The sequence below is a fragment of the Pseudomonas citronellolis genome (assembly GCF_001586155.1).
GTDB lineage: Bacteria > Pseudomonadota > Gammaproteobacteria > Pseudomonadales > Pseudomonadaceae > Pseudomonas > Pseudomonas citronellolis.
In genome coordinates this window covers 4,561,487-4,581,264 of record NZ_CP014158.1, presented here as the reverse complement: position 1 = coordinate 4,581,264, position 19,778 = coordinate 4,561,487, and the positions used below count along the sequence as shown (strand labels likewise).

At 51.9% G+C, this 19,778-nt stretch carries 14 protein-coding genes and 1 pseudogene; 7 read left to right on the top strand and 8 right to left on the bottom strand.

Annotation, left to right across the window (positions count from 1 at the left end):
• The first annotated feature begins 4 nt into the window (after nucleotides 1–4).
• The 4 genes from PcP3B5_RS19790 (at nucleotide 5) to PcP3B5_RS30920 (ending at nucleotide 8,829) form a co-directional block, all read left to right on the top strand.
• Entirely contained in the window at nucleotides 5–1,876 is a 1,872-nt protein-coding gene (locus PcP3B5_RS19790) for a site-specific DNA-methyltransferase (protein WP_061562209.1), read from the top strand.
• Between the two features lie 10 nt (nucleotides 1,877–1,886).
• On the top strand, nucleotides 1,887–4,955 hold the full coding sequence (locus PcP3B5_RS19785) for a type III restriction-modification system endonuclease (protein WP_061562208.1): 3,069 nt from the start codon (nucleotides 1,887–1,889) through the stop codon (nucleotides 4,953–4,955).
• Between the two features lie 42 nt (nucleotides 4,956–4,997).
• Nucleotides 4,998–6,848: a DUF262 domain-containing protein gene (locus PcP3B5_RS19780; RefSeq protein ID WP_061562207.1), complete on the top strand. Its 1,851-nt coding sequence runs from the start codon at nucleotides 4,998–5,000 to the stop codon at nucleotides 6,846–6,848.
• Nucleotides 6,849–7,032: 184 nt separating this feature from the next.
• Nucleotides 7,033–8,829, top strand: a complete 1,797-nt coding sequence (locus PcP3B5_RS30920; protein WP_082816368.1) for a TIGR04141 family sporadically distributed protein — start codon at nucleotides 7,033–7,035, stop codon at nucleotides 8,827–8,829.
• A gap of 93 nt (nucleotides 8,830–8,922) precedes the next feature.
• Here the strand turns inward: PcP3B5_RS30920 and PcP3B5_RS31845 are convergent, their stop codons facing one another.
• Genes PcP3B5_RS31845 through PcP3B5_RS30905 form a run of 5 tightly spaced genes read right to left on the bottom strand, consistent with a single transcriptional unit; the run spans nucleotide 8,923 to nucleotide 13,726 of the window.
• A complete protein-coding gene (locus PcP3B5_RS31845) occupies nucleotides 8,923–10,032 on the bottom strand; it encodes a competence protein CoiA family protein (RefSeq protein WP_160336936.1) in 1,110 nt (369 codons plus the stop codon).
• A gap of 44 nt (nucleotides 10,033–10,076) precedes the next feature.
• On the bottom strand, nucleotides 10,077–10,706 hold the full coding sequence (locus tag PcP3B5_RS30915) for a PIN domain-containing protein (protein ID WP_082816367.1): 630 nt from the start codon (nucleotides 10,704–10,706) through the stop codon (nucleotides 10,077–10,079).
• A complete protein-coding gene (locus PcP3B5_RS19770; protein ID WP_023123593.1) occupies nucleotides 10,681–11,850 on the bottom strand; it encodes an XRE family transcriptional regulator in 1,170 nt (389 codons plus the stop codon). Before PcP3B5_RS19770 ends, PcP3B5_RS30915 begins: the two co-directional genes overlap by 26 nt.
• Nucleotides 11,847–13,220, bottom strand: a complete 1,374-nt coding sequence (locus tag PcP3B5_RS30910) for a 7-cyano-7-deazaguanine synthase (RefSeq protein WP_082816366.1) — start codon at nucleotides 13,218–13,220, stop codon at nucleotides 11,847–11,849. The genes PcP3B5_RS19770 and PcP3B5_RS30910 overlap by 4 nt, the downstream gene beginning before the upstream one ends.
• Nucleotides 13,217–13,726 carry a hypothetical protein gene (locus PcP3B5_RS30905; protein ID WP_019726434.1) on the bottom strand — a complete coding sequence of 170 codons (510 nt, stop codon included), beginning with the start codon at nucleotides 13,724–13,726 and terminating at the stop codon, nucleotides 13,217–13,219. Before PcP3B5_RS30905 ends, PcP3B5_RS30910 begins: the two co-directional genes overlap by 4 nt.
• Nucleotides 13,727–13,966: 240 nt before the next feature.
• Here PcP3B5_RS30905 and PcP3B5_RS30900 point away from each other — a divergent pair.
• Nucleotides 13,967–14,196: pseudogene (locus PcP3B5_RS30900) on the top strand (helix-turn-helix transcriptional regulator).
• A 537-nt stretch (nucleotides 14,197–14,733) separates the two neighbouring features.
• Nucleotides 14,734–15,435, top strand: a complete 702-nt coding sequence (locus PcP3B5_RS19765) for an inovirus Gp2 family protein (protein ID WP_061562206.1) — start codon at nucleotides 14,734–14,736, stop codon at nucleotides 15,433–15,435.
• A 99-nt stretch (nucleotides 15,436–15,534) separates the two neighbouring features.
• Here the strand turns inward: PcP3B5_RS19765 and PcP3B5_RS30895 are convergent, their stop codons facing one another.
• The 3 genes from PcP3B5_RS30895 to PcP3B5_RS30885 form a co-directional block, all read right to left on the bottom strand.
• Nucleotides 15,535–15,879, bottom strand: coding sequence for a hypothetical protein (locus PcP3B5_RS30895; RefSeq protein ID WP_202604125.1), 345 nt, complete (start codon nucleotides 15,877–15,879; stop codon nucleotides 15,535–15,537).
• Between the two features lie 49 nt (nucleotides 15,880–15,928).
• The gene (locus tag PcP3B5_RS30890; protein WP_082816365.1) at nucleotides 15,929–17,041 is read right to left on the bottom strand and encodes a YcjF family protein; all 1,113 of its coding nucleotides are present in this window, start codon (nucleotides 17,039–17,041) and stop codon (nucleotides 15,929–15,931) included.
• 79 nt (nucleotides 17,042–17,120) lie between these two features.
• Nucleotides 17,121–17,879 (bottom strand): helix-turn-helix transcriptional regulator, encoded by a 759-nt coding sequence (locus tag PcP3B5_RS30885; RefSeq protein WP_338052299.1) that lies wholly within the window; start codon nucleotides 17,877–17,879, stop codon nucleotides 17,121–17,123.
• A 206-nt stretch (nucleotides 17,880–18,085) separates the two neighbouring features.
• Between PcP3B5_RS30885 and PcP3B5_RS30880 the strand changes: the two genes are divergently transcribed.
• Nucleotides 18,086–19,123 (top strand): IS630-like element ISPa47 family transposase, encoded by a 1,038-nt coding sequence (locus tag PcP3B5_RS30880; protein ID WP_037005584.1) that lies wholly within the window; start codon nucleotides 18,086–18,088, stop codon nucleotides 19,121–19,123.
• The last annotated feature ends 655 nt before the right edge of the window (nucleotides 19,124–19,778 follow it).

Sequence of the window (19,778 nt, the reverse complement as noted above, 5' to 3'; positions counted from 1 at the left end):
TCCCGTGGACAAACTGAAAATGCATTCGCCGAATCTGGCTGAGATGAATATTGAAAAGCTAACCCAGCTTTTTCCTGGTTGCGTGACAGAAACGGCTGATGGCAAGGGAGGGCTGAAAAAAGGTATCGATTTGGACCTGTTGCGTCAGGAGCTTTCTTTGCACGTTGTTGAAGGGGCGCAGGAGCGCTACCAGTTGAATTGGCCAGGTAAGCGTGAAGCCTTGCTTGCTGCTAATGCACCTATTGCGAAAACGCTACGGCCGTGCCGAGAGGAAAGTATCGACTTTGATAAGACGCAGAACCTCTTCATTGAGGGCGATAATCTGGAAGCGCTCAAGTTGCTACAGGAAAGCTATCTCGGAAAGGTTAAGTTGATCTACATCGACCCACCTTACAACACCGGTCGCGATTTCATCTATGACGACGACTATAAGGACGACACCGAAAGCTATCTGACACGTTCCAATCAGATTAGCGCCACTGGTGCACACTTGGTGGCAAATACCGAAGCTAATGGCCGCTTCCACTCCGATTGGCTGAGCATGATCTACTCGCGTCTTCGGCTCGCCCGTAATCTGCTTCGCGACGACGGTGTGCTGTTCATCTCAATTGATGACAATGAGGTCGATAATCTTCGCAAGGTTTGCACCGAAGTTTTCGGGGAAGAAAATTTCGTGGCGCAGATTATCTGGCAGAAGGTCTACTCCCCCAAGAACACTGCTTATTGGTTCTCCGAGGACCATGACTACGTACTGGTCTACGCTCGAAATAAAGACTCTTGGCGTCCAGAGCTCCTTCCCAGGACTGCAGAGATGGAGGCTCGTTACAAGAACCCTGACGACGATCCACGTGGGCCGTGGAAGGCCGCAGATCTATCTGCAAGGAATCGTTACGATGCCGGCGTGTATCCAATCACATGCCCTTCTGGAAGAACAATTGACGGCCCGCCACGAGGCATGTACTGGCGTTTTAGTCAGGAAAAATTTAGAGAGCTTGATGCGGATAACCGCATTTGGTGGGGGGAAGACGGCAACAACGTGCCTGCAATCAAGCGCTTCTTGTCAGAGGTCTCCAGTGGTCGGACTCCGCAAACCCTCTGGTTCTACAGGGAAGTCGGCCACACCCAGGATGCCAAGAAGACGCTGCTCAAATATGTCCCGTTCCAGCACACCGAGAATGTCCTCAATTCGGTCAAACCGGTGGAGCTGTTACAGCGCATCCTACAATTGGCGGGCAAGCCAGACGAACAAAGCATCGTGCTCGACTTTTTCAGCGGCAGTGCGTCCACTGCCCATGCTGTGCTGAAACAGAATTCCGAGGATGGCGGTAACCGTCGTTTTATCGCCGTACAGATATCCGAGCCGTTGCCTCGACCTGAACCGGGTCTCGGCTCGATCTTCGAGATGGGGCTCAGTCGAGTGCGGAACTTCAGCGCAGAATTGCGTAAAAAAAAGGAAGCCGTTGGGCTCGACTTAGGATTCCGCGTCCTGAAGGTGGATACATCTAACATGCAGGAGGTGTATTACACGCCGGATGCTGTCACTCAGGATCTGCTGTCTGATCAGATCGACAATATCCGCGAAGACCGCACACCCGAAGATCTTCTGTTCCAGGTGCTGCTGGACTGGGGCGTAGATCTGGCTCTGCCAATCAGCCAGGAGGCCATCGCCGGCAAGCAGGTGTTCTTCGTTGACGGCAACGCCCTGGTTGCCTGTTTTGATAAGGGCATCGACGAGGCATTCGTGAAACAGATTGCCGAGCGTAAGCCGCTGCGCGTGGTATTCCGCGACAACGGTTTTGCCAGCGACAGCGTGAAGATCAACGTCGAGCAACTGTTCAAGCTGCTGTCGCCGATGACCGAAATCAAGACGCTGTAAGGGGCTTGCCATGAAGCTGAAATTCAAGGAGCAGGCCTACCAACTCCACGCTGTGGAGTCCCTCGCCGACTGCTTTGCCGGCCAGCCCAAATCGTCGGGCGTGAGCTATCGCATCGATCCAGGTGTCGGCGGCGCGCCGTTGGCGCCGCAGCAGGGCTCCCTGGCTGGTATGGAGCGGCAGCCGAACATCGCGCCTGTGGATGCTGGTTTTCGCAATGCGGAGCTGGCCCTGACGCAAGATCAACTGCTGACCAACCTGCAGGCGGTGCAACGTCGGCAGAACCTGCTGCAGTCGGCTGCGTTGGTAAACGACAAGAAAACCGGTTGCTCGATCAACCTCGATATCGAGATGGAGACCGGTACCGGGAAGACCTACTGCTACATCCGCAGCATGTTCGAGCTGAACAAGCGTTACGGCTGGAGCAAGTTCATTGTTGTGGTGCCGAGCATCGCCATCCGCGAGGGGGTCTACAAGTCGTTGCAGATCACCGCCGAGCATTTCCTGGAGCGTTACGGTAAGAAGGCGCGCTTCTTCATCTACAACTCCAAGCAGCTACACAACCTGGAGAGCTTTTCCTCGGACGCCGGCATCAACGTCATGGTGATCAACGTCCAGGCCTTCGCTGCACGCGGCGCAGACCAGCGGCGGATCTATGAGGAGCTGGATGACTTCCAGTCGCGCCGCCCTATCGATGTGATCAAGGCCAACCGGCCGATTCTGTTCCTCGATGAGCCGCAGAAGATGGAGGGGACCAAAACCCTCGAATCGTTCAGCGAGTTCAACCCGCTGTTTATCGTGCGCTACTCGGCAACTCACAAGACTGAGTACAACAAGATCCACCGTCTAGATGCGCTCGACGCTTACAACCAGAAGCTGGTGAAGAAGATCGACGTGCGCGGTATCACTGTCAAAAACCTGCCCGGCACCAATGCCTATCTGTTCCTGCAGGGAATTGATATCTCCAACAAGGCCCCGGTGGCGCGGGTGGAGATGGAGATCAAGCAGAACAGCGGTATCAAGCGTGTCATGCGCAAGCTTGGCCACAACGACAATCTGTACGACCTGTCCGGTGGCCTGGATCAGTACAAGGGCTATGTGGTCGCCGAGATCGATGCGCGGATCGATATCCTGAGCTTCACCAATGGCGTGGAGCTGGTCGCCGGTGAGGCTGTGGGCAACCTGGATGAGCCGGCTATGCGCCGCATCCAGATCCGCGAGGCGGTAAAGGCGCACTTCGAGAAAGAGATGATGCTGTTCAGCAAAGGCATCAAGGTGCTGACGCTGTTCTTCATCGACGAGGTTGCGAAGTACCGTCAGTACGACGAAAGCGGAGAGCAGCCGGGCGAGTATGCGAAGGTCTTCGAGGAGGAGTACAACGCCTACCTAAACGAGGTGCTGAGCCTGGAGGATACGCCGTACAACCGCTACCTGAAGGGGATTCTGGTTAGTCAGACCCACAATGGCTACTTCTCGATCGACAAGAAGAGCAAGCGTCTGGTCGACCCGGCCACCAAAGCGAAGTCGACCGAAACCGATGACGTGGATGCTTACGACCTGATTCTCAAGGACAAGGAACGTCTTTTGTCCTTCGACGAGCCGGTGCGTTTCATCTTCTCCCACTCGGCCCTGCGCGAAGGTTGGGATAACCCCAACGTCTTCGTCATTTGTACGCTCAAGCACAGCGACAACACCATTTCCCGCCGTCAGGAAGTCGGTCGGGGGCTGCGCCTTTCGGTCAACCAAAACGGCGACCGAATGGACTACCCGGCGACCGTTCACGACATCAACGAATTGACCGTCGTGGCCAGCGAGAGCTACAGGGAGTTCGTCGGCGCCTTGCAGAAGGACATCAGCGAATCGCTGTCAGCAAGACCGCGCGAAGCCAACGAGAAATACTTCACCGGCAAGGTTCTGCAGACCCTGAGCGGCGACGTGGAAGTCACGCCGCAAATGGCCAAGCAGATCTACAAATATCTGCTGAAGAACGATTACACCGACGACAACGATCAGATCACGCTTGCCTACCACGCCGCGAAGAAGGATGAGCAGCTGGCCGAGCTGCCTGATGAGCTGAAGCCCTATACCCAGCAGGTGTTTCAGCTGATCGACAGTGTGTTCAGCGAGGCGCAGCTGCCGCATATTGGCGACGGCCGCAAGACCAAGGTCAATCCGCTCAACGCCAACTTCGAGCGCCAGGAGTTCCAGGCACTGTGGAGTAAGATCAATCGCAAGGCCGCGTACACCGTCAACTTCGAGGCCGACGAGCTGGTCGAAAAGTGCATTGCCGCACTCAACGACAAGGATGAGGGACTGCGGGTAAAGCCCATGCAGTACATCATCGAGCGCGGCACGCAGAAAGAGCATGCCAGTTTCGACGAATTGAAACGGGGCGAGGCGTTCAAGCTGGCGCAGACGGCCACCGAGACTTACACAAACTCGGTGCATTCGGCGGTGAAATACGACCTGCTCGGTAACCTGGCCGAGGCCACCCAGCTGACGCGCCGCACCATCGCGCGCGTTCTGCAGGGTCTGAATGCTGCCGTTTTCAGCCAGTACAAGACCAACCCGGAAGACTTCATCGCCAGGGCTGCCACGCTGATCAACGAGCAGAAGGCCACGGCTATCGTCGAGCATATTGCCTACGACCCGGTGGCCGAGACCCATAGCTCGGACATCTTCACCGCCGAAAAGCCGAAAGACGACTTTAGCAACGCTTTCGAGGCCAAGCGCCACATCTACGACTACGTGTTCACCGACTCGACCAACGAGCGCAAGTTCGTCGAGCAGTTGGATGCCAGCACTGAGGTAGTTGTTTACGCCAAACTGCCGAAGAGCTTCTTCATCCCCACCCCAGTTGGTAACTACAACCCGGACTGGGCCATTGCCTTCAACGAGGGCAAAGTGAAGCACATCTACTTCATTGCTGAAACCAAAGGTTCCATGTCCAGCCTGGATCTGCGTGCCATCGAGGCCTCGAAGATCGCCTGTGCGCGGAAATTCTTCGCCAAGATTACATCGGAGCAGGTTAGGTACGACGTGGTGGATGGGTATGGGAAGCTGATGGAGTTGGTCAAGTAGCCAGCTCCGCAGTCAGGATCAATTCTTCGAGTCGTTTTTGATATGGATATTCAGCCGGACAAGCAGAACCTGGATCGCACCTTTGCATCGACGGTTTACTACATCGATTTCTATCAGCGGGACTACAAGTGGACGGAGGAGCCCGTACGGCGTCTGGTTGACGATGTCTTCTACCAGTTCGATGAAGCCTATTCCAAGCACTCGGCTCTGGAACCGAACTCGGAGAGTATCAACGCCCGGTATCCCTGGTACTACCTCAACACCTATGTCACCAACACCGTACAGGGCAAAGTGTTTGTAGTTGACGGCCAGCAGCGCCTGACAACCCTGACGCTTTTTCTGGTTCAGCTGTTCCGGATGGCCAAGGTCTTCGAGTCGAAGACCTCTGGTTGGTTGGAGCGCAAAATCGCCGGCTATTCGGGGGTGGAATACGAGTTTTGGATGAACCACGTCCGTCATATCCATGTTCTCAAGGCCCTGATGGATGGTGTCGCTCCCGAGGCTGTAGATAGATCCACAGGCTTGACGGCTGCCAACATGCTGAGGAACTTCTCGGTAATCGCGGCGGAGCTATCTACCCGTTTGAACAGCAAGCACAAGTTCGAGACCTTCGTTCACTACTTCCTTTACCGCCTGGTGCTCATCAATCTGTCCGTCGATTCTACCCATGTACCGATGGTGTTCGAGGTCATCAATGACCGTGGTGTACGACTCAAGCCTTACGAGATATTGAAAGGAAAGCTCCTGGGGCAGATCGACAAGCTTGAACTTGACTCTGGTAACTATAACGAGCTCTGGGATACGCACGTGAGGGCGGTGAACGCCTATCGGGAAGATGAAATCGATAGTTTTTTCCGTTACTGGTTGAAGAGCAAGTTCTCCGATAGCCGAAAGGCTGGACAGCGCTTTGATGGCGACTACCACAGAGAAATGTTCAAGAGTGATATCAATCAGCTTCTCCAGCTTGAGCATGATTCCTCCAAGGTCAAAGCATTTCTCAAGGAGGATTTTTCGTACTACACGAAGCTGTATGTACGACTGCTGCATGCCAGCCAGCACGAGAATGAACAGTACCCAGCGGTCTTCTTCAACAGCCTGAACGAGCTGGATAGTCAGTATCTGCTTATTTTGTCGGCCTGCACCGTGAATGATCCGGAGGAAGTCGCCAAGATTCGTGTGGTAGCAGAACAACTTGATCGAATGTTCTCGCTTCAGCAGCTGCAGGGCGCTTACGACAGTAATGAGTTTGCTGTTAAATTATTTGAGATTAGCGCCGAAATCCGCGAAAAGCCAGTGGCTCAGATCCCACTGGTGTTCGAGAAGCATCTTTTGCAGGAAATTACCAGGAAGCGTGCGATTGTCGTCTCATCCGTCTTTAGTTATAGCTTATTCCGCAATATGACTATTGATCGCTTGAATACTCGCTTCACTCGATTTTTCTTTGCTAGGGTAGAGCAATTTCTCGCCGAAGGTATGAAGCTAAAAATGAAGCATCCCTTGCAGAATCTTGTCACCCTCAGAGGCGCCAAGACTGGATTTCATATCGAACATATATTGTCACGCAATGCAGAAAGTCTTGATGCTTTCGATGGTGATGAAGAGCGCTTTGAGGTCGAGCGCAATCGGCTTGGCGGTGTGTTGTTGATGAAGGGGAAGGATAATATTTCGAGCGGTAATGAGCTATATGCGGACAAGCTGAGGTCGTATGCCAATACGCTTTATTGGAATGAGACGCTGCGCAGTGACTCTTACCACAGTAAATTGGACTTTCGCGATTTTGCTAAGCAATCTGGACTCGGATTTAGGGCGCTTGATGAGTTTGGTCCCAGTGATCTTGAAGAACGGCAAAAGCTACTCTTTGAGGTCGCGGCTTTAATTTGGAATGCAAGTTGACGTGTTTTTTATTATTTTGAGTTAATTCTTGAAAGTAAATGCGTTGGCTTTTCTAATTTTTTGGTGTGGGCATTTTGAGGAAAACTGCTGCTGAGCTTGCTATTGAATGGTAGCGTCAGGGGGGGTAAATCAGGTTTTTCTCAGTAATCATGGTTGATGGATTTTTTGGTGCTTAGGAGTGGCAATGGCTAATAATAAAAGTCCAAAAAGAATTACTCTGAATGTTTATTTGCTTAAAGAGCCCCCTGCTGGTGTTCAGTCTTGGACTCCAAAAGACTTCATCGCCAGTCCCATTGGGTCGGGTGGAAAGCCAAGGCAAATAGGAACGGATAAGTTTCCTCTCGGTCCAGATGGTATAAGCGGTACTCTATTTGTGCGTAAGCCACTGGTGGAAACCTCGCCTGAGTGGTTGAGCTTTGTTCAGTCAGGGCTTGCTGATGATGTAAATACTTCCAGATGGAAGAACAAGAGTATCTCTGCTATTTTGGTGGTGCAGCAGTCTGGTCGACAATTTGCTATTGCATTTGGATATGGTAGGCACTTGATTGAGCCTAGACTTATCGAAGACCGTTTCGGCATTCGGGTAGTTCTCAATAGTGTTTTGCCTGATAAAATAGCGTCAATTGATCGCCAGACATTTGATGCATCTCCAAGAATAAGTCGTACCCAGACGGTTAAAGCTGCAGCCGTATCCGACTATATGATCAATGCTGAGCAAGACCTGCTCAGAGGGTTGGTTGGGCACACTAAAAGTGATTATCTAGAGATTTTCGGTAGCGTCATAGCGGGAATTGACTCTTTTAAAGCCTCCATTCCAATGGAGCTTTCTGGCCTAGGTGGTTTTCTTAAACTTGCCCTGGAGCGATCGGCTTCAAAAGACTATTTGGATCGAGATGAAGATGGGCATCCTAGCGAGTTCTCTTGGGTTGAGAATCTGCTGCCTGTCAAGGATAAAGATCTTATTTCTACACTCGAAAACCAGCTTTGGGAGGCACTAAATTCTACGGAAAGGAAAAATATGTGGCTTGCAATTCCAGACATAATTGACTGGTCTGGGGTTACCGGCTTTGCCTATAGCAATAATGCTCAGGATGATGAAATTGATCCAGTTCTTGATCTAGATAGATTTCTATCAACCCTTCGTAGCGGTGCCACGCTTGAAACACTTAAGCGACGAGATATTTTTTTAGTTCTATCTGATGGTTCTCCCTTAAGGTCTTTCAGTGCCTTCCGGTGCTTGTATGCTGAGGTGAGAAATAAGTTAGGCTTATTTATTTTGAATGTTGGTAGTTGGTTTAAGGTAGAGAGCTCTTTTCAAACAGCTGTTGAGGGGTATTTTTCGAGTCTTCCAAGAAAGAAATTTGAAGCCCCATTTGTTGAATATCAACATGATGGCGAAGGCTCCTATAATGAAGATGTATGCGCTCGGGCAGGCGGTGCTTTAGCGATGCTGGACAGAAAGCTTATAAGGTTTGGTGGCAGCTACGACAAAATTGAGGTTTGCGATATATATAAGCCTAAAATTGGTAATGAGAGAGGTGAATTTATTCATGTTAAGCGCGGGCGAGGATCGTCCACGTTGAGTCATCTTTTTGCTCAAGGTTTTGTTGCGTCTACTCTTATGGTCAGGGAGGCTGGTTTTATTCAGGATGTAAATTCACAATTAATAGCGCAGAGCATTAATCCTGTCCCGAATCCATTTGAGGCACGTGGTAATGATGTTGTATACGCCATCGTTGATGGTCCTGCATCAGAGAATTTAGATATTCCTTTCTTTAGTAAGGTCACTTTGCAGAATTATGGGAAGACAATTTCCTCTTATGGCTTTCAGGTAAAATTAATGCATATTCCTGAGTCTGCAGTTTATCTTGCAGATGTCGCCAAGAAAGCTGCAGAAAAATTGGCCAAGAAGAAAGCTTCGGCAGCTAAGTCTAAAAAGGCTCCAAGCAGGGGGAGAGCCTCGAAAAAGAAAGTTGATTAAACCTTTCCTTTGGTATTCTTGGGATGTTCGTTGCTTTATATTTTTCGGTGTTTTTCTGACGCTGTGCGTGTGCAGCTTCCATGTCTATAAGAATTAGTGTTCTTCAGCCTCGTCGAAATATGGTCGGACAATGAGACTGGGAGCGTTTCTCAGTGACGTATTTGGCTTTGCAGAACACCGCATGCGCAAATTAATTGTGGAGGGTATGTCCGGTGATAACGTTACAGGGTTTACCTTGCTGGTAGAGGCATCGCAGTAAAGGCAGAACCTTGAATCAGGTGGGCTGAGCAAGTAGCAGGCAGTGCACTCAATGGCTCGTCCTCCCCATGCCTGTAAGGCCTTCAGCATGGTTCCTGCTATCAACTCGGCTCTGTCCTCTGTCGTGTTGTCTTGCTCTGAGGCTGATTGTTTGGCCGCCATCTGAAGCTGCTTGGCTCTATGGGCTTCTAGTGCGCGCTGCAGTTCGGCTTTCTCCTTGGCTAGCTCAATCTGCCGGGCTTGCTCAGCAGCCTCGCGCGCTGCCCGTTCGAGTTGCCACTGAGCGTTTATTTCGTCCGCCACTGACTGAAGCTTTTGCAGCGCGTTTGCTGCGAGCCTTTCACCGCGAATTGATCGAATCCAAAATCGGTTTGCCGAGTCATGCAGAACCGCGTGCTCGAACTTGGCCGGATCATTGATCTGCTCCAGTGCCAGGTGATGGAGATCAATCTCCATGCTGGAATGTTCCAGGGCTTCGAGCTGGCGATAACGCTCATGCTCCATCCGCGTTGAGAGCTTGATCCGGACGATCAGCTGCCGAGTAGATTGGTGCAGGACGGCATGACCTCTTAAGCTACCCAGGTCAACAAACCGCTCAACGTTATCGGCAGTGATCACCACTGGTTGCAGTTCGACCTTTTCCTCCAGCAGCCGGCCGTCTTGTGTGGCCACTCGGATTGTTTCTATAAGTGCCGGGAGCATGAGCTGCTTGTGCTTCGCGATCAGCGCGACTGCAGCACGTCTGACTCCTTCGCGGAATCCATCAAAGCAGTCATTCGATTTCGCATGGCGGAAGTGTGGTACGACCTTCTCGCCATTGTTGGCTGCGTTCAGCGGTTGCTGACATCCGGGGCAGATGCATCCACAACGCAGCCCGTTTTCGACCTCGTGGGCGCGAAAGAGGGTGCCGTCACGTTCACCGAAGGGGATCTTGGCTTCGTGCATCGCTCTATTAATCGAATGTATCCTGCGGAATTGAGGAGGCTTGCTTAAGGGCTAAGCGCAAATGCCCCTCGTCTTATATGGCGTTTCAAACTCGGGCAGGCAGCAACATTTTCTACGCCAATTAGCTGGGCTATCCAATCAAACTGGTGCTCTCTAACTTGCATTCTCGCGTTTTTTAGAGCAAGTAGCGTCGCCTTGGCGAGCACTTCATTCCCAAGTGAAGACCGCACAGGAGCGTACGCTAGGATGTCAACTGTTGTAATGAGCTTCAAGCTTTCAAAGCGCTCAGCAGCCACTCTGGTAGCTTTCTTCTCGTCAATGGCGGCAGATAACTCATTTCTGTATGCGAGGGCTAGAGTAGCCGCCTCGCCGTCGCCAAGTGAGCTTGAGGTATGTCCGGATACCATCCCAAAGAAATCCTCCAAGGCGGCTCCTGCTAACTCCTCGACTATCAAGACTTGGTCACTGATCAGCTCTGCAAGTAGCGCTGGTTCTGGACGGCCATTTACTGCTCCTTGCTCTATCTCGCGCACGACGTAGTCGGTTACATAGAGAGGCGTAGCCAATGCTCGCAGGATAGTGTTCGCATACCCCGTCGCCAGCAGATTTATGATTACGCTAGCATCCAGGACAATGGCATTTCTCTGATTAATGAGACAGCTTGAAAAGGTCATCTACCTCGTCCTCTTCTGCCTCATCAAGCAATTCACGCACTCTTTCGCGATCAAGCTTCAGCATCTCTGACATCTGCCCTTCGCTGACTAGATCTTTCTTCCATGCTTCGATCGCCAGCAAGAAGAGTCGTGACGATTGCGTCACATCAGCAGGGACTGAGTCAAATACAGTATCTCCTAGGACCTGGCGGGCTTGCTCATCAGTAATACCCCCATTATCCATGAACCAGTCCCAGGTGCCTTTCTTCGTTAGGCCCAGTTCTTCAAGGCGCATCACCATCGCTTGCCGGGATACGCCAAAAAAGCTGGAAAGCAGGATGATGTGCCTACGAGTGAGGTGGGTTGAGCCAATGGTCAGCTCCTTGAACTTCTCCATCACGGCCCGGGCTGGCGTGAGAAACGCACTCGCAAATGCATTCGCGTATCGCTCCTCACGGGAGTTTTCATATTTCTCGTCTTGATAGACTTCGGGCCGGCGTCGGGTCGCAATAAAATGACCAAGCTCATGAGCACTGGTTTGGGCCCGGCGGTCCTTTCGGTGGCTGGCATTGATTAGTATGCAAGCACCCACGGCGTCATCATAAGCAAACAGTCCAGAGACTTTTGGGGCGAGTTTTCGGCTATAGACTCGCACGCCTAGCTGTAGCTCCAAAAGTGCAAAGATGTCCTGAATTGGCCCTTCGCCGAGTCCCAGCCAGTTTCGGAGGCTTTGAGCATCGTGCTCCGCCTGCTTGCGGACATCACCAGGAAGGATAGTTTTCTCTGCAGGGTAGTTGTGTGCTCTCTGAATACCGAGCACATTTTCAAGCTCAACCTCAGCTCTGACGAGATCGTTCAGCATCCGCGCAGCTTGCTCGACACCTACCTCATTGGTATCTGGAAGCGAGCGGAAGCGTGGAACAAGATCCACATGAACGGCTTCCTGTCGCAGCAGCGAGTTGGCAGATACACCATAGCAGCGGCTAAGTGCCTGGATTTCATCGAGCCGCGCAGTACGTTGCCCTTTCTCAATGGCCACAAGCGTGGTGCGCGCTACGCCTACTGCTTTAGCGGCAGCATCTTGGGTGATGTTCGCGGTTTCCCGCGCAACCTTCAGTCGTTCACCCAGCTCTACTGGGCTGAGTTCGTAATTTGGTTTGGTCATGATGCGTGATCTATCCATTTTCTCACGAACGACTCTGGTCCCAGGTCGTTCGTAAACGCTGACCATTCCATGGCATGTTGTTGCAAGAGCCGGTCAAGATTCTCCGCCACCGTTTGTGGCGTTTCAGCCAAAGCACGAGCTAGCTCGTTCGTCCTGAGGCGTTTGATCAGTTCGTACTGCGTGGATTCCCTAATAGAAGATAGATGCTCGAAATGGAGCACCCCTGCGATGGCATATTCTCGCAAGGCTTGAGTTTGTCTGCTGAAGTCTTTTGCTGCTCCAGCTTCAAAGTCCGTTGCGCTCAACGATTCCCACACATAGGTCTCCGGCGCTTCATTCAAGCCAGCGGCATGTACGCTTAGGCGCCGCAGGATGCACGCAGCACAAATGCCACACTGTCGCCGTGAGCCTAAAACGGCAGTTTGCCGCGACTGCTGCCAACAAGATCTGGTAGTTGCCCAGCCAGCCCCATCTCCGCAGGTTTCGACGAATTCGTGCAGAGTTTCGCCTTTCGTTTTCCATAGACGGGGGAATTGGAATTGGATCGGATAGTCGAGTAGCGCGTTAACAAATCGCTCCATCAGCTTGGTGAAGACCGGATGGTTTCGGTAGTCCTCGTATCCATGACCAACTGGAAGGAGGGCCGGTGCGAGTGCGCCTTGGCCGCTTTCAGGAACGATGGTTGCTGGTGCATCAACTAGGTATGCCGCCATTGCAGATACGACAGCAAATTTGAATCCGCGGCTTCGGGCGCTAGTTTCAGTATTTTTGCGGTTGTCAAGTTTCACTGAATAGGGGAGTGCCGTGAACGGGATTTTGAGACGTTCCTTCCTGGAGATATCGTGCTGCTTGCTGCCTACTCTCACGCGAACCAAGCGATTTCCTAAGCGCTTGCTTTCCAGCTCGGCTACCGCACGGGAGTCCATTCCATCGCTATAGGCAATGACCGCTTCCGCGTTGGATGGGAACTGCATGTGATCTTGAACTGGTGGTTCTGCGGGAGCTTTTCGAGCGTGGAACTCGAAATACCAGGCATCTCCGGTAAGAAGGTTCAGTGCCTCCACTAGTGCTCCGGTAACTGCATTTTCTGACCATTTTTCGTGGTCATGAACTGGAATGCGTACATCAAAACGCCGCCCCCAATTCATTGTGCTGCGGGTAAGAGTGCGATCACAAAACTCAACGGCAGCGGCCACGACTAGGGCGTCATAGACCCTGGGTTGCCATTTTTGCGAGGAGAAGGATGCGAGAGCTTCTAGATTGAAATTGATGTTCTGTCCGAGATAGCAGGGCAGCATGCCTTTTTGTGGGCGTACGCCGGATTCGACCACATCAACAGCCATCTCCTTCAGAGGTAAGAAATTTTTCAAAGCGATACTCCCGCGTCCAAGCCGGTCATTTTTCTTGAACGCTGAGAGACCGGTGCCGGGCCCAACAGAATCAAGCCCAATTGGTTTTCTGAGAGTCCGCAGATTGCGTCGGAGATACGCGTGCTCACATGATCCGCTCGCCTGTGGTTGGACTCTCTCAGGTAGTGCTCTTCAACAGAGCGCACGGTTGCTAGTCCACGCATTTTGGCAGCAAGGCCTACAGCTTCATGAAACGCATCTGAACCGAATTTGCCTTCATGGATGAGCTCAATGCTGCATGCCACGACATTTCTGCCAAACACTGATCCAGCAGCAAGAGCGGTTGCATCATTTAGCTGAGCAAGCGCAATTTCAGGGAGCATGAGGGAATTGTCACGACCGGAAAATATGGACTTCAGTTCTTGGGTCAGTTCCCAGGAAACCTCCATCTTGAAATCGCTGGCGAGGGCGTTGGTTGCGGCCTCTGCCACTTCGCTGGCGCTGTAGGCAGCCTTGTCGCCGCGCATGGCCAGCTCTTTCCAAGGCTTTCGCATCGGCAAGCTTCTGTGGGGTCCGTCGCTCATCGTCCAGCCTCCGGTGATCACCGTCTCTGACAATGTCAGTAATTTCATTTAAAAAAATGACATTGTCAAGCCTTGAGACAATTAGCGCTGAGCCGGTGTTGGCTATTGCCGCAGTGAGGAATAGAGATCGGAGAGAATTCTCAGCTTCGTACCTGTGCGGTACATGTCAGTAGAGGGGGTATTTTGAGAATCATTCGCCTTAAGGAAGTGGTCAGGTCTACCGGCTTGGCGAGATCAACCATATACAAGCTCATCGGTTCAGGAGATTTTCCTAAACCAGTCCCTCTCGTGGGACGCTGTGTTGGTTGGGTCGACAGCGAGGTGCACAACTGGATTTTGGCAAGGATTGAGGAGCGTGACCTGGCAGAGAGTGCTGCGACGCGCTCCACCGCCACCTGAACATGGCCAGCTAGAACTGACCATCTGCGCCATGACTGGCTATAGCTGGTCATGGCGCTTATGCCGGCTACCAGATCAAGGCTGTTTGACTCTCTCCAGAAAGCCAGAGCGATGTTGCTCCCCATCGCTCCGGCAGACTCTGGCTGGCATCGGCCTCCATGGGCTTTCGATGTAGTTTTTCTCCGGAATACGGTTTCAGCAAAAACTGTCGCTGTGGCTTGGTGATCGGGGTGGATTTTTCCAAGCGCGTCGGAGCGATTAGTTGCGGTGTGGGTAGTATGCTTTTACTAGCTATTACTACCCGAAGGGTTTCCGCCTAGCCGAGCATTGATAAGCATCGCTGACCAGGTCCCATACACGTCGAGGGGGGATCATCGAACACTGAACCACTACCAGCATCAGCTCACCATCGGAGACCAATTTCCATCCATTACTGGATGAGATATGTCACCAGGCAGCCAGTCGAGGGGGATCAGGCAGGGAAGAAGTAACGGTTAAAAAATACACAGCAGGCACAGGTTATGAAACTCAACCACTGAGAGATCATAACCATGCCCAAAAACACTGCTACCGCCCAGCGCTATCCGCTCCGGCATCCCGATAACAACAACCTCAGCCTGTACTACGACGACACCTATGACGGTTTACCCGTGATGATCGAGAAGGGACCCTTTATCCGGGAGTATCTGTCGGACCTCAAACACGCCATCGATCTGGCCTTGGCTGAGTACCCGAGAGTATTTGCATTCCGGGTAGATCTCAGGTTGCCTAGGGGCATTGAGCTGCCTGACTACGCCTACACCAACCAAGTCATTAGCGAATTCTTCGAGTCCTTTACGAAGAAAATCCGCTACGACCAGGAAAGAGTGCGTCAGCGTGACGGCTACGCTCGTGGCTGCAAGGTCCGGTACGCATGGTCTAGAGAGGTTCCACGAGGAGGGCGGCCACATTACCACGTATTGATCCTGTTGAACCGGGACGCCTATTACACGATAGGGAGGCTGCGGTCCGCGAGAGCGAACATGATCAGCCGCATGGGGGAGTCCTGGGCTGGTGCTCTGGGCATATCAGTCGACCAAGCGGGAGGCCTAGTGAATATTCCGAAAAATGCCGAGTATCGCGTTGACCGGTATGTCCGTCGTGGCGAAGAAGATGAACTGCCAGTGCTGTTCTATAGGGCTAGCTACCTGTGCAAGGTGGCTACGAAGTCCTACGGGAATCGTCAGCGGGGGTTTGATACTAGCCGGGGATAGCAGAATAATAAGTGTGAAATAATCCGGGCCTGATCGGGCCCGGATTTTAGTGTGACCCACGTCTAAGGTGTTCGCTTTAAAGCAGAAATATATTTTGCTTTATTGCAAGAGTCTATCAATTGCTTCTCGAAGAGACTTTGCAGAGTGGGACTCGTCAAGAGAAACGCTTTCTCGGATTCTTTTCAGGGCGCGCTTTGCATTCTCATCTCGCCCTAATAGATCTCGGCCTTCCCATCCACCCATTGCTGCTAGCGCGAGCGCACGCTTAGAAGCATTGTTTCGATCTTCTGTATTGTTTTGCTCATAAAAGTCTTGAAGGCGAGATGATGGCGCATTTCTTATTTTTTCCCAGGCTTCTAATTGCTGTTTTGTAATAGCATCGCCCATGGATTTTGCAGCTGCTTTTCCAATTCCTGCTACAATATCAAAGAATCCCACTTTCATATTCCTTCTGTTTTTGGTTGCGCTAGTCTTGCTTTGAGATTAAGGGAGCTTAGAAAGAGATCGAAAGCTTTTTCTTTAGCTCGTTAGAAATCAGATCGACATCCAACTCTTTCCCTGGGTTTTTTTCGATGAAGCTGGTCAAGATTGAAATATAGGCGGCCCCTAGCGTCCTGGTCAGTGTTATGGCAGTAGTACTTGCAATGGCGCCGCCAGCTGCGCTACCCAGCCCTGGGACCATCTTCAAAAGGCCAGTTACTAGAGCGCGTCCGACTAGAGTTGCTGCGGTGGAGCCTAGGGCAGATGTCACGAGTGTGGTGAGTGCTGCCGTACTGGTTTCCATTCCGAACGTGACGCCAACCTTTGCGAGCATGCCTACTTGGATAGGGACGAGTGCGATGGCGTCAGAGAACGGAATTGGGACGGCGGCGGCAGCTCCTGCCGCAACACTCGCAATATTGACTTCTCTTTCAGCTTGCTCGATTTTCAGTTTAGTCGCAGCAGCATGTTTAGAGTTGAGCGCATTGGCGTAGGCTCGTTGCTTCGCTTCAGGTAGTAACTTCGAGGTTTCGCTGATCAGCTCATTTAGACCCTTTTCCTTAAGGGTAATAGTCTCACCGTCATCGTCGATCTGTTCTGCAATTGCCCTGACCGAGACCACCATCGCAGCAGAAGGTAGAGCTTTCGTGACCTGTTCGCGAAACCCGTTATCTGACCGAGACTTGGTGATAACTACTATTACTGGGATATCCTTTTCCTTGAACATCTCACAGAGCTTTTGCTCCGCATCTTCGATGCGCCGACCATCCTCGTGAATACATAGCCAGGCTACATGAATATGCTTGTTTTCATCGTGTTCTGCTGATCGCTCATTGATGACCTCGGTTAGTTCGCCAATGATTTCTTCGTAGTCGTGAAGTTCGAGACCTTTAGTGTCAAGGATCGTGATCGGGTGGCCTTCTTTTGATATTTCTTCGGTGCGCTGAGTAACTGGCTTTCCTGAACCTGTCAAGGCTAGGTTGCCGCGGAATACACTATTTATTAATGTGCTTTTGCCAACACCAGTTTTTCCTGAAATAATAATGTTCACTTTTCCTGACCCTTTTACAGCACTTCTAATGGCGTCATCAATGTGATGCTGGATGTCGGGGGGTGCCGTATTCATAAACTACTCTCCATGTTAGACTTTAGTTGAGGATGTAGGAGATGTGCTGGTTACAGCTGCTAAAGTTAAATTTCAGCGCTCAGCTTTTATAGAGTTCTACCAACCTTGCAGCTTTCTGCTTGATCTCTTCTGACCATTTTTCTGGTTTATATACCCGCGCATTTTCTCCTAGCCCAAAAACCCACCACAGTGTTTCCTGATCGTTCGGCACAGGGACGCGCAGGTTTTGCCAATCGGTGTTAGGCAGCGGACTCATACTTTGCTGCGGACCGAGTGGCGTTTCGCTCAACAGCCAGGCAATCTGTGGGGAAATGTCAGCGACCAGTTCTACTTGTTGGATGGGGGAAGAGGCATTGAGATCCTGGCGGATGTATAGATCAACATCGAAGCTGGTATGCTGATTAGCTGGCTCATCAAGCAATTCGACTTTTTTGATGCGATGTAGAGCGAACTGGCGGAGGTCTTTGTAGCCTTCCACCGATGCCAATAGGTAGCTGATGGTGTGTCGTGACACTAGTCCTGCCGGATGTAGGCGAAGATGCTTGATCGCACCTTTACTGCGGCTCTGATAAGTGACCTGTAACTGTCGACGCTCCAGCAGGCCAGCAGACACTTGTCCCCATACTTGGAGATCTAATGCTGCGGGTAGGAGAGTTTTTCCATTGGGGATTGCACGAACCCGTCGCGACCAATCTGCTAACCCATTACCACCAAGGCCGTTGAGGAAGTTGCGGGCACGGCGAAACTGCGGACCGAGCTGGTCCAAGACCGTTTGCGGCAGCAGGGGATTCAGATGGCTTTCTGACAGGTACAACGCTAGTGCGGTGGGGGCATCCATATCCTCTAAATCCAGTGGCGCATCTCGGGTGAAGCTCCAACGGAATGGAATTTCGCTGTCATCGCACTGTAAAGAAAAGGGAATAGATAAGCGGTTTAAGTCGCGCTGAATCGACCTCAAAGTCACTGAGAAACCGCGGTCACGTAGTTTTTCCAGTAAGGTATTAACCTGGCAAATAAATAGGGCATATTAGATAATCTGTCTCCATGAAAATAGATGCCCGTAAACTCAGCCCCCAAGAACAACGTGAAAAGCGCTCCACGGCCCTACGCATGCGTGAGCAGGGTTACACCTATAAGGCTATTGGCGAAGCGGTTGGTGTTCACCCCCGCACTATTGCTCACTGGGCGCAGGTCGCAGAACATAAAGGCGAAAAGGCTGCCATTGCCGGCGGCCAGCGTGGTGTGCGCCAGGGTGATCGCCGCAGTTTGAGCTCCAGCCAGGAAGTGCTGATTCGCACCTTGATGACCGATAAGATGCCCGACCAACTCAAGCTCGGCTTTGCGCTCTGGACGCGTGATGCGGTGCGAGAACTGATCCGCCAGCGCTGTGGTTTTCTCATGCCGGTTCGAACGGTTGGTGAATACCTCAAGCGTTGGGGCTACACCCCGCAGCGCCCACTGCATCGGGCTTATCAGCAGAAACCTGAAGTGGTTCAGCACTGGCTGGATAATGAATATCCACGCATCGCACAGCGGGCCAGGGTTGAGAATGGTGAGATTCAGTGGGGCGACGAAACCGGTATGCGCAGTGACAGCCATGCTGGCCGCAGCTACGCCCCTATTGGCGAAACGCCGGTGCGCCTGGTCAGCGGCAGTCGTTTTTCCACCAACATGATTTCCACCGTGACCAATCGGGGCAAACTGCGCTTTATGCTGTATCGGGAAACGCTGACAGCCCCAGTGCTGATTCGCTTCCTGAGTCGCCTGATTCGCGATGCTCAGGGCCGCAAGGTGTTCCTGATTCTCGACAACCTGCGCGTACACCACAGCAAAAAGGTGAGCGCCTGGGTTGGCGACCGCAAAGAGCAAATCGAACTGTTCTTCTTGCCGGCCTACGCCCCGGAGTTGAACCCTGACGAGTATTTGAATTGTGATTTGAAACATCAGGTTCGCACGGGCTTGCCGGCGCGTAATCAGGACGAACTGGAAAGGCGTGTTCGCTCGGTCATGAGACGATTGCAATTACGCCCTCAAAGAATCCGTTCTTATTTCCGGCATCCACGTATCGCCTACGCAGCATGATTTGGTGTATTTGATTGCCGGGTTAATAGGAGTTGCGATTCGTTGGGGGGCGGTAGGGATCAGGCGCAGCAAGGCGAATAGCCTGAGCAGCGTATCCTTCGCTTGGGACATAGAAACTACCTTGTGTTGAACGGCTAACCAGGCGCCAGAAACATGGCGCCAAGCTGGCGTTAATGCTACCGGGAAGGGTGGCGTTTTGCCACCCCTCTGCGCAAGGTGTGACCAAGATCATTGGGCAGTCTGATACGTAAGTGGGCTTGGTCGTTGTAATTTTCATGTGCTTATGGAGCAGGAGATCGGTCTGCTTCCTTCTCGTGTTTCAGCTCCCTATATTCGCAGTACAGGTCGTAACCTTTCTTAACCACTACAGCAAAACCAATAATGGCAAATAGGTTTTTCATTGGGAGGTCCTTCTGCGTATTTCCGATATGTTTTGTTAATAGAGTGCTAAGCTGTCTTGCATGAGTGAGCATTGGGTTAATACCCAGTGAGCTTTAGGAATTGTTCCAGGCGGGTTTTGAAAATTTCCTTGTGAGTCGCATAGCGACGCTCAAGCGAGGGGGTGTGGCACTTGGGGCAACTGGTGAACCAGTCGTGGCCGATTACCAGTACATCGCTCCGGGGCAAAATAGTCTTTTTCCAAGAGCAGTATGCG